General features: G+C 70.6%; 14 protein-coding genes. 3 read left to right on the top strand and 11 right to left on the bottom strand.

What is annotated here, in order from left to right; translation table 11 throughout:
• Positions 1-43: 43 nt before the first annotated feature.
• Genes SACTE_RS17230 through SACTE_RS17265 form a run of 8 tightly spaced genes read right to left on the bottom strand, consistent with a single transcriptional unit; the run spans position 44 to position 7,178 of the window.
• Positions 44-637: a histidine phosphatase family protein gene (locus SACTE_RS17230; protein ID WP_014047306.1), complete on the bottom strand. Its 594-nt coding sequence runs from the start codon at positions 635-637 to the stop codon at positions 44-46.
• Positions 630-1,379, bottom strand: a complete 750-nt coding sequence (locus tag SACTE_RS17235) for an SDR family NAD(P)-dependent oxidoreductase (RefSeq protein WP_014047307.1) — start codon at positions 1,377-1,379, stop codon at positions 630-632. The genes SACTE_RS17230 and SACTE_RS17235 overlap by 8 nt, the downstream gene beginning before the upstream one ends.
• A complete protein-coding gene (locus SACTE_RS17240; RefSeq protein ID WP_014047308.1) occupies positions 1,364-2,500 on the bottom strand; it encodes a hypothetical protein in 1,137 nt (378 codons plus the stop codon). The genes SACTE_RS17235 and SACTE_RS17240 overlap by 16 nt, the downstream gene beginning before the upstream one ends.
• Positions 2,497-3,645, bottom strand: a complete 1,149-nt coding sequence (locus SACTE_RS17245) for a glycosyltransferase family 9 protein (RefSeq protein ID WP_014047309.1) — start codon at positions 3,643-3,645, stop codon at positions 2,497-2,499. The genes SACTE_RS17240 and SACTE_RS17245 overlap by 4 nt, the downstream gene beginning before the upstream one ends.
• Positions 3,642-4,217, bottom strand: a complete 576-nt coding sequence (locus SACTE_RS17250; RefSeq protein ID WP_014047310.1) for a phosphoribosyltransferase — start codon at positions 4,215-4,217, stop codon at positions 3,642-3,644. Before SACTE_RS17250 ends, SACTE_RS17245 begins: the two co-directional genes overlap by 4 nt.
• A gap of 46 nt (positions 4,218-4,263) precedes the next feature.
• On the bottom strand, positions 4,264-6,063 hold the full coding sequence (locus SACTE_RS17255) for a DUF4254 domain-containing protein (protein ID WP_014047311.1): 1,800 nt from the start codon (positions 6,061-6,063) through the stop codon (positions 4,264-4,266).
• Positions 6,060-6,707, bottom strand: coding sequence for a hypothetical protein (locus SACTE_RS17260; protein ID WP_014047312.1), 648 nt, complete (start codon positions 6,705-6,707; stop codon positions 6,060-6,062). Before SACTE_RS17260 ends, SACTE_RS17255 begins: the two co-directional genes overlap by 4 nt.
• Before the next feature lie 3 nt (positions 6,708-6,710).
• Positions 6,711-7,178 carry an NUDIX domain-containing protein gene (locus tag SACTE_RS17265; protein WP_014047313.1) on the bottom strand — a complete coding sequence of 156 codons (468 nt, stop codon included), beginning with the start codon at positions 7,176-7,178 and terminating at the stop codon, positions 6,711-6,713.
• A gap of 213 nt (positions 7,179-7,391) precedes the next feature.
• Here SACTE_RS17265 and SACTE_RS17270 point away from each other — a divergent pair, with 213 nt between their 5' ends.
• The 3 genes from SACTE_RS17270 to SACTE_RS17280 are packed head-to-tail and all read left to right on the top strand — an operon-like array spanning position 7,392 to position 10,039.
• Entirely contained in the window at positions 7,392-8,525 is a 1,134-nt protein-coding gene (locus tag SACTE_RS17270; protein WP_014047314.1) for a helix-turn-helix domain-containing protein, read from the top strand.
• 25 nt (positions 8,526-8,550) lie between these two features.
• Positions 8,551-9,120: an isochorismatase family cysteine hydrolase gene (locus SACTE_RS17275; protein WP_014047315.1), complete on the top strand. Its 570-nt coding sequence runs from the start codon at positions 8,551-8,553 to the stop codon at positions 9,118-9,120.
• A gap of 4 nt (positions 9,121-9,124) precedes the next feature.
• The gene (locus SACTE_RS17280; protein WP_014047316.1) at positions 9,125-10,039 is read left to right on the top strand and encodes an FAD-dependent oxidoreductase; all 915 of its coding nucleotides are present in this window, start codon (positions 9,125-9,127) and stop codon (positions 10,037-10,039) included.
• An 84-nt stretch (positions 10,040-10,123) separates the two neighbouring features.
• On the opposite strand, the gene SACTE_RS17285 is transcribed toward SACTE_RS17280, so the two are convergent.
• The 3 genes from SACTE_RS17285 to SACTE_RS17295 all read right to left on the bottom strand — a co-directional run bounded on the left by SACTE_RS17285 (position 10,124) and on the right by SACTE_RS17295 (position 13,778).
• Positions 10,124-11,842, bottom strand: a complete 1,719-nt coding sequence (locus tag SACTE_RS17285) for a mobilization protein (protein ID WP_014047317.1) — start codon at positions 11,840-11,842, stop codon at positions 10,124-10,126.
• On the bottom strand, positions 11,823-12,119 hold the full coding sequence (locus tag SACTE_RS33305) for a hypothetical protein (protein ID WP_019992442.1): 297 nt from the start codon (positions 12,117-12,119) through the stop codon (positions 11,823-11,825). The genes SACTE_RS17285 and SACTE_RS33305 overlap by 20 nt, the downstream gene beginning before the upstream one ends.
• 318 nt (positions 12,120-12,437) lie before the next feature.
• Positions 12,438-13,778 carry a hypothetical protein gene (locus SACTE_RS17295; protein WP_014047319.1) on the bottom strand — a complete coding sequence of 447 codons (1,341 nt, stop codon included), beginning with the start codon at positions 13,776-13,778 and terminating at the stop codon, positions 12,438-12,440.
• Between the last annotated feature and the right edge of the window lie 28 nt (positions 13,779-13,806).

A 13,806-nucleotide genomic window follows, 5' to 3' on the forward strand; every position in this document is an offset into this window, starting at 1 on the left:
ATAAGGGCTCTCCCCACGGGCGTGGTGGCCGGATGCCAGCCAATTACTGGACAGGTCGTTGAAGACCGGGCGCCGCTCGTCGATGGACAGGCAGAAGGCGGAGTTCGGTGAACTGCCACGGGGTTCTCGATGCGGTGACGAAGGCGGCGGGGCCTTCTGGGAGACGCGTGAGGACGCCCAGGAACAGAGTGTGGGAGACCGCCAGGAGGGGGCCGTGGCGTTGGGCGGTGTGGTGGAGGAACGTGGCGCAGTGGCGGGCGCGGGTGTGTAGGTCGGTGAGGCTTTCGCCGTCTTCGCAGCGTAGAGACGGATTGGCGAGGCGCCGGGCTCGCCAGGCGCGATAGGCGGGCGGGTAGGTCTCGGCACTGCGGCCGAGGACGATGCTCGGGGCGCGCCACTCGGCGAGGAGGCCGGAGGTGGCCACGATCGGCAGGCCCGTGAGATGCGAGACGAGGGTGGCGGTCTGGCGGGCACGGGGAATCGGGCTGGTGACGATCGCGCTGGTGCCCTCGGGAAGGGGGAGCGAGCGGCACACCTGGTCGCGGCCCTCCATGGTGAGAGCGGCCTCGTGTGGGGCGTGGTAGCCGGGGCGGTGGCCTTCGTAGGCGCCGTGGCGCATGAGCCAGATGTCAGCCAAGGATCCAGCCTCCGTCGACGCGCAGGGTCTGGCCGGTGATGAAGCCGGCGTCCTCGGTGGCGAGGAAGGCGACGGCCGCGGCGACGTCTTCCGGCTGGCCCCGGCGTTGGACGCACTGTCGGGCAAGCTGGCGGACGGTCATGGCCTCCGGGTCGTCGACGACTGCGTCTTCGGCGGGGACGCGGATGGAGCCGGGAGCGACGCAGTTCGCGGTGACGCCGACGGGGCCGAGTTCGCGGGCGAGGGCGCGGGTGAGTCCTTCGAGCCCGGCTTTGGCACTGATGTAGCCGGCGAGCTCATGGCGGCCCGCAGCGGCGAGGACGGAGCCGATCGTGATGACGCGGCCCCAGCCGGCTGCCGTCATGGCGGGGGTGAGTTCGTGGGCGAGGAGGTAGTGGCTGGTCAGGTTGGTGGCCAGGGTGTCTTCCCAGTGGGTCGGTGTCGTCTCCGGCCACGATCGGCGCGGGTAGGCGCCGGCGTTGCTGACCAGGATGTCCACCGGGCCCAGGGCCTCTTGGGCTCGACTGCACAGGGACCGTACGGCCTCGGCGTCTCGAAGGTCTGCCGACAGGGAGATGCAAGAGGGGAGGGAGGCTGAGAGCTCCTCTGCCGTTCGGTCGTCGTCGAAGTGGGCGAGGGCGATTGTGGCGCCGTCGGCTGCGAGGCGGCGGGCAATGGCCGTGCCGAGGCCGCCGGTCGCTCCAGTGACCAGGGCGGTGCGGCCGTTCAGGGGGCCGGGCATGACGACTCCAGGGGGCAGAAGTAGGTGGAGGGGTCGAAGGCGGGGCTCATCGCTTCGGCGAGCCGGGCGAGGAGGACGAGTCGGTCCGCTGGGGCCAGGTCGGCGAGGTTGTAGACGCCGAGGATGCGCATTGCCAGGTAGGGGCGGAGAAGGTTCGCCAGGTCCGCACCGGGCCAGAGACGGTCGGCGACCGGCCGTACGAGCTGGTTCCAGTACGTGGTCACGGCGGCACGCCGGGGAGCCGCGAGCCGTGGGGCGTAGTCGATGCGGATGGTGCTCGTGGTGTGCTCGATGTCCGCTCGTCGGATCTCGGGGGTGTTGTCCGGGACGCGGGCGAACGTGGCGGGGTGGTCGGCGAAGGCCGCCGGGTTGTACATGGGCACGAGCCAGCCGCCGAGGGTGGAGGCGTACCAAAGGAAGTTGGCGAACTCGCCGGGGATGCTGTTCATGCCGGCGGTGTCGTAGTCGAACCAGGCGAGCGGGTGGGCGAGGTTGACGTCGGTGGGGTCGCCCTGGGTGAGCGCTGCCCAGACCGGCTCGGTCGCGGCGAAGTGGGCCCGGAGCCAGCGGAGGGTGGCGACCCAGTCCAGGTGGTGCCGACGGCCGTTGATGTTCAGGGTGTAGGTGTCGAGGCGGGAGACCAGGACGTCGATGAGGCCGTCGGCGATCAAGAAGTCTCTACCGCCGTAGTACTCGTCGAGTCTGCCGCTGGGGGCCGCACGGTCCCAGTACAGCTTGCGTACTGCGCGTGTCGGGTCGGTGGGCCTCGCCGTCGCGAGGATGGCCTCGCGGTACGCGGCGGTGAGTTGATCCAAGTAGGCGCGGAGGCCGTCGCTCGCCTGGCTCGCGTTGAGGAGGTCGAGCAGGAGCCCTCGGTCAGTGCCGCCGGGCAGACGTTCGTACGCGAGGAGCCGCCCGCCCGGCACACGCAGGTGGGCGTGGAGGGTTGGCACCCGGTAGTGCGGTGCCAGACGTGCGTGCCCGCGCACCTCGGCGAGGCTTCCCACCGGGTCACGCGTGTACTTCAGGAGCAACGGGCGGCCGAGGAGGTCGACGGGACAGAGCAGGTTGCGGGTGAAGCGCCGCACCGGGCCGAGCTGCAGAGGGCTGCGGAGGGTCATGGCCGCACCCCGTTGAGCAGGTCGAGGCACACTCGGGCCAGTTCGGCGGGCGGGAAGGCGTCCATGTGCATGTCGACGTCTGGGGGAATGGCGTCTCGGACGGGGCAGAGGTCGCCCTGGTGCATGCGGTCGGACAGGTCGGTGGCGACGGCGTGGTGGTGGGGGAGCCCGGTGCGCCACTTGCTGTGGCTGTGGCGCGCGTACAGGCCGATGACGGGCCTCTCGGGACTGCGCGTCATCGCGGCGAGGTGGGTGAGGCCGGTGTCGTTGCCCACGATCAGGTCGCAGTGCGGGAAGAGATCGGCGAGCTGTTCGGCCGGCACCCCGTCCAGGTGGAGCACCTGAACGTGGCGTCGAGGGGCTTCTGCGCTGACGCGAAAGCCGCCTTCCGGGGCGCCGCCGATGAGCAGCAGCCGGGCCTGTGCTTGCTGGGCTTCGGCGATCTGCTCGGTGAGGGCGATGTACCGCTGGGCGGTGTAGTCCTTGCGCTCCGGCCAGCTGGTGGCGGTGATGGCGGCAATGGTCAGGCCGCCCAGCCAGCCCACCGATCGCAGCTCATCCACGAGATCGTTCGGGCCGGTCGCGAGGGTCGGTGCGAAGGGAGCCGTGCCGGGGAGGCGGATACCGAGGCGGCGTTCCAGCGCCAGGTAGTGGCGGGCCGGCAGGTCCGGGTGGGCGCGGCCGTCGCTCGACCAGCAGGGCGGGGCGGCTGGATCGAGTACCAGGCTCACCACGGCTTCGGAGCCGTGTGCCTCGATCCCCGCGCGGTCTCCGATCACGACGCGTCGACCGTGGGGCGTGGTGACTGGGGGTTGAGTGATCAGCCCGGTCCGGGCGATCAGCCCTGCGTACGGCCCCACCGCCCGGACGGAGGTGCGAACCGACCGCAGCCGCAGCCAGTCGAGCACCGCGCGGACCCCCGACAGAGCGAGGAGGGTGTCGCCGAGCTTTCCCTCGAAGGCCACCACGACCTCGCCGCACCCGCTCAGCAGGTGGACGAGCTCGGCGGAGGCGGGCAGCGGGAGCGGAGCGCCGAGGGGGACGCTGCCGCGGTCGTACCCCAGCGGGGTGGTGTGGACGGCCCCGGCGGGGACGACCGCGGAGCCGTGGTGGAACCGGACCCCTGGCGGGGCGACCGAGCTCACGCCGGGCCCTCGATCGTGGTGAGCGAGACCAGCGGCAGCTCCAGCTCGTCGAGCAGGGCGCGGGCTCCGCGCGTGGTGTCCTCCACCAGGCAGGCCGCCGCCAGCGGGACGGCGCCGGCCTCGCGGAGGCGGCGGGTGAGGTCGGCCAGGGTCCTACCGGTGGTGATCTCGTCGTCCACGATGACGATGCGCTGTCCCGGAGCGATGCCGTAGGCGAATACGTCGGTGCGCATGGCGTGCGGCTCGCTGAAGCGGACCGCGCCGTCCAGGGGGAGGTGCAGCTTCCAGGCGATCTTGTAGGGGAGGCGGGCGGCGTCGGCCAGGGAGACGGTGGGCAGGATGCCGCCCGCGTCCAGGCCCAGGAGGAAGTCCACGGAGCCGGCGCCCTCCGGCAGTTGCTTCTGGAGCAGACGCCACAGATCGGCCCCCGTGCTGGCGAGGGTGTCGGGATGCACCGGGCTTTCCAGGCCGTCCAACGAGTGGATGACCCGCTCGCGGCGGCTGGTGGCTCCGACGCTGAGCCGCTCGACGATTCGGGCGGAGAAGGGCGGCAGGGTGAGGGTTTCGGGCATGACGAAGCTCCTGTCGGTGGAGAGGGGAGAAGGAGAGGTGCGTGGTTCAGGCGGCGAGCTGGAGGGCGTACCAGGTGAGGAGCTGGTCGACCGCCGCGGTGATGGGCTTGAGCACGAGCTCGGTGTCACCGTCACGCCAAGCGTTCGCGACCTCGGCCAGCGGAGGGACCGCGAGGGCCGTCAGGCCCGGCATGCGGGAGGCGGCGGCGAGGATCCGGTCGGGGCCGGACTCCCACTGGTTGTGCTCGCGCAGGAGAAGGCGGCAGGCGAGCACGAGGTGCTTGTAGAGCTGCCGCAGGGCGGTCGTTCCCTCCGCAGTACGCAGACGGCGCATGGTGAGCATGACCTGGGGCAGTTCGCGGACGGCGGCGAACGCGAGCTCGTCCCGGCTGATCGTCGGGAGTTCGAGGTCGGATGCCGCATGCAGGACGGGGCTGCCCTGCTGGAGCTGGTGAAGGACGAAGGCCAGGCGCGGAGTGAGGCGTCGGGCGGTCAGTTCTCCGGGCGTGACGAGGGTGGGGCCGAGAGAGGCCGCACTGCCGAGGGCCGTCCGGTACTGCTCCAGGGCCTCATGGATCCTGCCGATGACCTCGTGCTCGGCGATCACCATGAGGTCCAGGTCGGACCAGCCGGCGATCCAGGTCCCCTCTCCGGGGCTTCCGGTCAGGGCGACGAGCCGGACGCCGGGTCCGTACGCCCGCACCGTGTCGGTGAAGTCGGCCGTCGCCGACGCGACTGCTGCCGGAAGACCGAGCCCGTACGGGGTGGCCACGCGGAACGCAGCCGTGGAGGGCGGGGAGGCGATGCGCCGGAGGCGGGCGCGAAGGGCTGCGATGCTGCCGGTGTTGTCGATGACGTGGTCGGCCAGAGCGGCGACCTGATGGGCGCCGCGGCTCATCTTGATCTCGTCCTTCGCGGCGACGGCCTGGGCCGGGGTGCCCGACCGCTCGACGCGTACGGCGAAGGAGGCGTCCAGGTAGACGATCTGGAGCGTGTCGCCCATGAGCTGCTTGAGCTCGGCGATCGAGGCATCGTCGTGGACGGACTCGATGGTGAACAGCTTCGTGTCGACGTGGGCGTCCGCGAAGCGGTTCAGCTCGCCGAGGAGCAGTTCGGCCTGCCGACGGGCCGAGAGCGCGTACGGGTCCGCGAGCCCTTTCCGATGGGCTGCCTGCCGTAACAGGAAGCCCATCTTGAGGCGTTGGGCGCCGCAGGTCCGCTGGACGAACTGCGCGCTGGTGCTCTTCCCGCACTCGCTCAGCCCGCCGAAGGCGAGCACCTGGCGCAGATGCCGACTCGGCTTGATCTCCGCCGGAGCGACGTCCTCCCGCCCGTACAGCTTGAAGCGGGCCGGCACGGGGAGCCGACGACGGCCGGTGACGACATCGGAGACCAGCGCGTCGAGAGCGGCGCAAAGCTCCTCACGTTGGCCGTGAAGGGCCGGGACACGTCGTGCGGCCAGCTCGTCGCGGCTCGCCGCACGCTCGCTGTGCCAGATCCGCAGCGTCAGCACCGACATGCGGTCCACGACGGAGGCGAGCGTCTCGGTGTGCAGCGGCACATCGGCACGGCCCGCGTCTGCCAGCGAGCCGAGGACTTCGTCGGCGCGCTCGGCGAGCGCGTTGCGTTCGGCGTTGAGCTGGTCGATCTCTCGCTTGCAATCGGCGACCTGGGCGGCGGAGAGCAAGGTACTGCGCACCCGGTCCTCGGTGTCCCACAGACGCCCGTTGACGGTGTGGAGCCGGGTGACGGTGTCGTCCAGCCTGTGCCGGTCCTTGTCCTGGAGGGTGGCCATGGCGCGGACGAGCCCCGGAGGTAGCACCAGGGGCGGGGAGTTCTGAGTCATCGGGGACTCCCGTCGATGAGTGGAGTGAGGCCAAGGTGATCGAGTACGGCGCTGTGCACGTCGTCCAGGGAGCGGTTCTCGCAGTCCACGACGGCGGCGTACGTGCCGTGGCCGGCCTGGTGAAGCAGAACGGCGTGCAGTGTCTTCTGGTAGGCCGGGTAGACCCCCGTCCACGGGCGGCCCTCGCGGGCGCTGGTGATGGCGTAACTGCGCTCGGCGTCGAAGGACGCGAGCAGCAGCACCGAGGTCTCTGATGCGGTGGCGCGCGAACCGGCGATGTCCGTCACGGTCTTGAACGCCTCGCCCACCGTCAGCCCGTCCTTGACCACGCATGTCGCGGTGGCCACAGCGAGGAGCATGGGCAGGCCACGGTCCAGCAGTCCCGTACGACCGGGCTCGCGTGCGGCGGCCCGCTTGGCGTGACCGACGAGCAGCATCTCCGTCAGCTCGACCGTCGTGGACGTCTCGAACCACCACCGGGCGTAGTCGCCGGCCGCTACCCGCGCCCACGGCTCGGGGTCGTGCTCGTGGACGGCTCCCAACGGCTGAAAGACGTGTCGGCGCACGGCCAGTCGAACGAGGTGCGTCGTCTTGCCGACGTTGTCAGGGCCGTTGAGGCTGACGAAGTCCGGTAACCGCTCCATCGCTCATGCCTCGCGGATCGGTGTGTCGAGAACGGAGGTGATCGCGTCGGTGTTTGTGGCGATGAACTCGGCCAGCTCCGGCGGCATCAGGTTCAGCTCACGGACGGCCTGGGCGGTGAAGGGCACCCGGACCACCTCGTACCCGCCCCGCTCCGGCTTGTCGAACTCGGTGCCCGTCCGTGCGGCCAGGTCCATCGACTCCAGGCGCGCCGCGAAGATGTGCTGGACTCCGACGCCTCCCTCCAGCCCGTCGGTGATGAGGTGCACGAGCTCGGCGCGCTCCAGCTTGCCGCCCAGCTCCTCGAACACCTCCCGATGCAGAGCCGCCTCGATGGTCGCGTCCTCTTCCTCGACGCCTCCGCCGACCGACACCCAGTACGGCTCCCTGTCGGGCTTGGTGCGCTTGATGAGGACCAGTTCGTCGCCGTCGAGGAGGATGGCGCGGGCGTTGCGCTTGACGATGTCGGTCATGCCGTTAGCTCCTTGGGTGTGTAACCGGAGAGAACGGGCGGAGGGGCGCTTTTCGGCTGTGGCCACTTTCCCCGGTTCGTAAATACAGCATGGTGCAAACTGATCGCTGAGTGTGACGCACGGGCGCTGCAGCAATGCCGCAGTAATGCCGAACAGGACTGCCCGCGCCGGGTGTTTCGGCGTTTCACCGGGTGACGGACGGGGGGTACGACGGTGGTGACTGTGCAGAGATGGTCCGGCCGCGAAGCACGGCTGCTGCGCGAAGCCCTTCGCATGAGCCTGCGTGACTTCGCCGCCTACCTCGGAGTCAGTGACCGGACCGTGTCGAACTGGGAGGGTGGCGGTGCGGGTTACCAGCCGCGTGCCGAGTCTCAGGCTGTGCTCGACACCGCGCTCGACCATGCGTCGGACGACGCGCAGGCGCGCTTCGCGGCGGCACTGGGAACAAGCGGCGCTGCGCCGCCCGTGGCAGGCCGCATCGAAGTCGACTCTCACAAGTTCCTGCCAGTTTTCATCGGCGTCGAGCGCGCCGGCCGCCTCCGTGCGCACATGAGACCGGGTGCGCACGGCGGTTGGCTGGAGTCCTCTTCGGCCCGCGTCGACCACCCCGAGGCACAGGACTGCGTCCTTCACGTCTTCGCGTGCGGGGTGGCCGTCTTCCACCTCGTTCAGCCGCACCAGCCTGCCGCGCTCACCGACCTTGCGGTCTGGCGGTACCGCTCCTACGCCTCCGACCTGCCCTGGGCGCGGGACAAGCTCCGCGACCTCCTGGACGAGGAACCCGCCCGTGTTCCCAACCCCGAGTACGTCCTCTCCCTCTACTGGCTCACTTCGGGGCCCTGGTCCGGCGACGCCCACGACACCGCACTGCGCTTGCTGTCCACGCCCTCTGTCCTTGTCGACCGCGGCGCCCCGGGCGGGCCCGCTCCTCTGGGCGGTGTAGTCGAGGAGTCTCTCCTCGCCACCGGCTTCGACCACCCCGACATCGTGTCCTTCGGCGTACGGGGTGTGTCCACCGCCTACGCGGGCTGGTCCGGCGTCGCCTATGCCTCTCACTCCCGCGAGCGCAGCCTCACCATCGACGAGTTGGTCACCTGCGAACTGACTGTCCAAGCCCTCTGGTGCTTCACCCGCCAGGTGCAGCAAATGATCGAGGACGGCCAGGACCCCTCCATGCCCGAGCAGTACGGCTGGCGCTTCCTGCGTGCCGCCTCCTCCCGGCTCACCACCGCCCGAGCCCAGGAGACCGCTCAACACGTTCTGATGAGGGAGGCCATCATGAAGACCAGCGGGCTGGCCGATCGGCTGCGTGCCGCTCAGGACGCTCTGCGAGAGGGCGTCGGGTGAGAACACAGGGCAGGAGAAGCAACGGATGGACATCGGCAGCGCCGCGCTGGTCGTGATCGACATGCAGAACGGCTTCGTGAACGAGCGAAGCCGCCATGCCGTGCCTGCGGTCTCCGATCTCGTCGCCCAGTGGATCGGCGCCGGCCGACCCGTGATCTTCACCCGGTACTTCAACTATCCGGACAGCCCGTACGAGCGCTTCTTCCAGTGGCGCCGACTCCAAGAACCACCGGAGACCGACATCGTCCCCGAACTCGCGGAGGCGGCAGCCCGCGCGCACGCGGTCGTCGACAAGACCGGCTACACACTCTTCACCCCCCAGGCAGCCGAATTGGCCCGTGGGGGCGGCTGGACCGACCTCGTCTTCTGCGGGATCGCTACCGAGAGCTGCGTCCTGAAGTCCGCGGCCGACGCCTTCGAACACGGCTACGCACCCTGGATCGTCACCGACGCCTGCGCCAGCGACGCCGGCCCCGACGTACATGACGCTGGCCTCGTCGTCGCCCGCCGCCTGATCGGAACTGGCCAACTTGTCACGACCGAGCACGTGGTCGACCAACTCGCGGCGTATGCAGGGGCCCCGATGCTGGAATAGCTGCATGGGCGACACGCTGTACGACACCGACCTGATCATCATCGGCGGCGGACCCGCCGGATGCGCTGCCGCACGCATGGCCGCCAGCGTCGGCATGCGCTCGACTCTGGTCGAGCCGGACCGGCTGTGCCGGAACCTGTACCGGATCCCGGCCCTGAACAACGTCCTCGGCGGCTACACCGGCGGCCCCGAGCTGGCCGACGCCATCGTCGCCGAGCTGAAGAACACGGAGCTCTGCCGCCTCGAACTCGGTCGGTACGTCACCGAGCTTCGCGCCGCCGACGACCAGGTGACCGTCACGCTGGACACGGGCGCTTCTCTCACCGCCCCGTACGCCATCGCCGCCACGGGCGTCGGCCCTCTCCAACCCAGCGACGCGCCCTGGATCACCGACCCCGCTGGCCTGACCTTGCCTGCGCTCTGGCAGGCCAACGCCGACGACGCCCAAGGCCGGACCCTCCTCGTCCTCGGCGGCGACCGCCCGATCGGCACCTTCCTGCGCGCCCATCCGACCACGGACACGCGCCTCCTCGTGGCGTACCCGGCGGCGGACGAGTACAAGATCGACGAGATCCGTGAGGACTCCCGGGTCACGCTGCTCCCCGTCGATCACCTGACGCTGCACGGTGGGGAAGGCGCCCAGCTGTCGGCCGAGGCAGTGGGACAGGACGGTATTCACCGGACGATCACGGCGGACGCGGCCGTCCTCAGCCTGGGAAGTGCCCCCGCAGCCCCACCCGGAGACCTGACCCGCGGCCCGGACGGATACTGCCCGCCCACCGACCAGCACTCCCGTCTCCTCGTGGCCGGCGACCTCCGCTCCGCCCGCTTCCAACGGATCATGACCGCCCTGGGCTCCGGCAGCGAGGCAGCGCTGCACGCGTACTACGTGGCCAGGGACCTGTCCATCAAGGGGTGATGCCACGGTGCGATGCAAGGGATGCTGCCCGCACCGTGGACAAGGTTGACCTGCTGCCCACTGTGTCCAGCTCGTACTTGTGTTTCAGCGTCGCCGGGAGGAACTGTTCGCGGGCCTGGCTTCGATTCGGGCCAGACGTTCCGGTGGGGCGACCAGGCGCTTTCCGTCAGCGGGCGGGACCTGGAGTTGCGGGGGGTCAGCAGGAAGGTCGGCTGACCGCCGTAGCCGCCACACGAGTACGTCACTCATGTGCGCCGCCGTGTCCAGTTCCCTTCGGGCCGCTGCCTCGGTGAGCAGAACAATGGGGTTGTGCCCGGCTGCCTGAACTTCGTCGAGAGTGGCGACGAGGGCGTGCCATCCGGGTTCGGCGATGATCCGGCTTGCCAGTTCGGGCAGGGCTTGCTGTACGAGGGCGGCATGGCGGTGTTGCCTGGAGGGGGCCATGCGCACGCCTCGCTGGTGAAGAACCGCTATCGGGCGCTCGGCGGCGGTCCGGTAAGCCATGCGGAGATGTTCAGCAGCCCGTTGCGCGGCTTCGGCCTGCTGGGCATGCTGCCTTCCGGCGTGCCAGTGAGCGGCGGCAGAGACCAGAAAAATGAGCATGTCGAGGGCCATCGCGGTGGCGGCACCGTCCTCGCCTCGGCCGAAGGCCGGGCCGCTCTGCACGAGGTCACGGGCGGCTTGGCGCAGTGCGCGGTCGTGGCCGCGTGCGGCACGTACATGAGAGCGGGAGGCGCGCTCGAACGCGGCCGCTGCGGATTGGAGTTCGTGGCGGGTGTGGGCCGCAGACGTCTGGGCGAGGGCGTCGAGAACTTCACCGGTGGCGGCGATCTGGGCGGCGACGGCGCCGTCCTCGCCGTGGTCGACGACGAACAGGCCATGCCAAGCGGCACTGGTGACGCGCCGTCGTGCGGATGCGGGTTCGGTTACCGAGGGCAGGGCCGACTGCTGGGCGGGGTGGTCAGGATTCCCATCCCAGCGTTCGCGGATACGGGGCAGGGAGAGATCCGGGGCGAGCTTGGAGCCGGAGTAGAAGACCGGCTGGCCCTTGGCATTGCGGTCGCCGGGGAGGGCGACGGTGTAGCCGAGGGTGTCGCCCGACGGCGCGACACGGCGTCGCACGAGCAGGCCGGCCCCGGCGAGGCGATCGAAGAACTCCTCCTCGCCCCCGGCACCGGCCACCGAGCGCCGGACCGCCTCCCGCAGCTGCTCTCGCGGGGTGCGCTGCCGACCTCGGCGTTCGGCCTTATGGCGTTCGGCGCTGGTGGGCCGCTTTGCGGCGGTGCCATCGCCCGGCGTGACCCGGCGCAAGCCGTAGTCCGCCTCGATGAGACGGGCCTCGGCCTGAGCGCGGCGGGCTTCGTTGTGCAGGCGGGGCCGTCGCCCGTCGTCGCGGACCAGGGTGGCGATGATGTGGATGTGGTCGTCGGCGTGCCGGACTGCCGCCCACCGGCACGCGGCGTCGTCGCCCTCGGGGTCGATGCCGGTGGCGGCGACCATGCGGCGGGCGATGGCTGCCCAGGCGTCGTCGGGCAGAACCGGGTCTTCAGGGCTGGCGCGTACGGACAGATGCCACACGTGCTTGTCAGGGCGCCGGCCGGCGGGCAGGGCGTTGACGGGCTGGTCGAGCAGCCGCTGCAGCTGCCCGTAAGTGGCCTGCGGATCGCGGCCCGGGTCGGGCATGAGCGGGTCGAAGGCCGCCACGAGGTGCGGGTCGATGTGCTCCTCGTGCGTGCCGGGGCCGTACAGGTACCGGATGAGGCCGACCGTCGCGCTGCCGCGCTTATGGATTCGAGGGATCATGCCGGGCAGCCACCGTCCCGGTGGGCGAGCAGGGTGTCGGCGGCGTCCCGCCGGAGTTGAGCGCCTTGGCGACCTGATTGAACAGGCCATGAATCCGACCCAGGTGCCGGCGGGCGGCGAACACCTCATCGAGTACTTCCCGCTCGGTGGCGATCTCGGCTGCGGTGCGGGTCAGGTCGCGGGCCGCCTTGTCGACTGCGTAGGCGAGGAAGGCTGCGTTGGTCATCTGGCACTGGGCGGCTGCGTCGGTGAAGCGCTGGTACTCGGCGTCGTTCATGCGGCAGCTGGGCTGGTGCAGGCGCTTGCGGGGCTTCGGCTGACGGGCGCGCTGACGCCGCCGCTGCAGGGATTCGGCCTGCCGTGCCGTTCCTGGCTGAGGTCCGCCCTCGGTCGCAGCCTGCCGGTCCGGCGCCCCCTGGCGCAGGACCGGTCCCGCCACCCCTGGGGCGGGATTTCCGGGAGCATTGCTCCCGGGACAACTTGCTCCCCCCTCTGCTGGGGTGAGGGTCGGCTGCTGTTGGGGCGCGGCGGGTTCGTGGTGGAGGTCGTGCACGGGATTTCCGTCTCGGGTCGGGGCGAGTGGCCGGGGTGATCGTCAGCTCTGGCGGGCGGCGTTTAGTTCGGCCTTGACCGCGCGGACGATGAGGCCGGCGGTGTCGCTGGCGACGGTGTATCCGTCGCCGCGCACGACCTCTTCCAAGAGGTCGCGGGACAGACTGCCGTGCTCGTGAAGGAGCCGGTGGGCATAGTGGCGAAGGACGTCGTCGGTGGCGCGCGGCTTGCTGCCGGGTCGCTTCGGCTTCGACGTGGGGCGCTTGGCCGGTGCGGTGTGCGAGCCACTGCCCGTGGGTGGTGGAAACGCTTCTGGCGGGCGGACTGTCGTTTCCGGGCTGGAGCGGGTGAGGTCCGGGCGTGCAAATTCCGGGCGGGCGCCCGGCTGGGGTTCCTTGCCGCCCGGGTCTGCTGGGCGCGGGCAGACGCGGTCCTCTGCCCGCCCGTCGCCTTCCGCCCGATTAGCAGCCTCCGCCCGAGATCGGTCGGGCTGTGCTGCGGGCCGCCTGGAGGGCGGGGTCCACCGCCCGGGCAGGTTGATGGTGGCCAGATCGGCTGCCTGACGGCGGGTGGCGAGCTGGCGCAGCAGTTGCTCGTTGCGGAGCGTGTCGGCGTCTACACCGGAGCGGGCGAGGGCCTTGGACAGACGACGCACGGTGCGCCGGCCCTTCCGCCCGGTGCGCTGCCCGGGCGTCATCTCGGCGAGACGGGCGGCCAGTGCGACGGCTCGGCGCGTGGCCCGCTCATGGACGATCTGGGCGGCGCCCTGGTCCCGCTCGACGATCCCGAGGCGGGCGAGCAGCCGCTCGCGGGCTTGCCGGATGAGGACGGCTGCGAGCCCGCGGGAGGCGGAGTCGGGTGTGTGCTGGCGCAGCTCGATGCCCATGGCCAGGTGCCACAGCACCGCGGCCATCACGGGGCCGGTGAAGGCACGTACGGTGCCCCCGACCGGTCCGGACTCGGCGTACGCGGGGATGGTTTGCACTGTGGTTATGGCCCAAACCAGGACTCCGGGCAGCCCGGCCGAGCTCCTCGGCCCGTGCAGATTCTGGCGGGCCATCAGCGCCATCGAGAACAGTGCGAGTTCAGCGGCTGCGAACATCACGGCGCGTTCGGTGGTGTCACGCATGCCGAGGTGGTGCGCGGCGAACCGCCAGCTCGTGTCGGCGCTGTAGGCGGTGCACACGAGTGCCGCCACGGCAGCGGTGACGACTGCTGCCGAAGGCTTCCGCTTCAGATCACGGGCGGGACGACGGCTGCGTCGGGTCCTCAGGCCCGCACGCAGCAAGCCCGCCGCGACGGCCAAGACGATCACGGCGAGGAGCGGACTGTCGGCGTTCGGGAGCGAGATGGTGGCGAGCGTTTCGGATATTGCGGGGCGCATGTACGGGGCTACTCCGTGACAGGGCAGG

Source organism: Streptomyces sp. SirexAA-E (genome assembly GCF_000177195.2).
GTDB classification, from domain to species: Bacteria; Actinomycetota; Actinomycetes; order Streptomycetales; family Streptomycetaceae; genus Streptomyces; species Streptomyces flavovirens.

Coding starts and splice junctions, on each gene's coding strand:
- SACTE_RS17275 (WP_014047315.1), top strand. CDS start 8,551: ATGGACATCGGCAGCGCCGCGCTGGTCGTGATCGACATGCAGAACGGC.
- SACTE_RS17280 (WP_014047316.1), top strand. CDS start 9,125: ATGGGCGACACGCTGTACGACACCGACCTGATCATCATCGGCGGCGGA.
- SACTE_RS17240 (WP_014047308.1), bottom strand. CDS start 2,500: ATGACCCTCCGCAGCCCTCTGCAGCTCGGCCCGGTGCGGCGCTTCACC.
- SACTE_RS17260 (WP_014047312.1), bottom strand. CDS start 6,707: ATGGAGCGGTTACCGGACTTCGTCAGCCTCAACGGCCCTGACAACGTC.
- SACTE_RS17265 (WP_014047313.1), bottom strand. CDS start 7,178: ATGACCGACATCGTCAAGCGCAACGCCCGCGCCATCCTCCTCGACGGC.
- SACTE_RS17295 (WP_014047319.1), bottom strand. CDS start 13,778: ATGCGCCCCGCAATATCCGAAACGCTCGCCACCATCTCGCTCCCGAAC.
- SACTE_RS17235 (WP_014047307.1), bottom strand. CDS start 1,379: ATGCCCGGCCCCCTGAACGGCCGCACCGCCCTGGTCACTGGAGCGACC.
- SACTE_RS17285 (WP_014047317.1), bottom strand. CDS start 11,842: ATGATCCCTCGAATCCATAAGCGCGGCAGCGCGACGGTCGGCCTCATC.
- SACTE_RS33305 (WP_019992442.1), bottom strand. CDS start 12,119: ATGAACGACGCCGAGTACCAGCGCTTCACCGACGCAGCCGCCCAGTGC.
- SACTE_RS17255 (WP_014047311.1), bottom strand. CDS start 6,063: ATGACTCAGAACTCCCCGCCCCTGGTGCTACCTCCGGGGCTCGTCCGC.
- SACTE_RS17250 (WP_014047310.1), bottom strand. CDS start 4,217: ATGCCCGAAACCCTCACCCTGCCGCCCTTCTCCGCCCGAATCGTCGAG.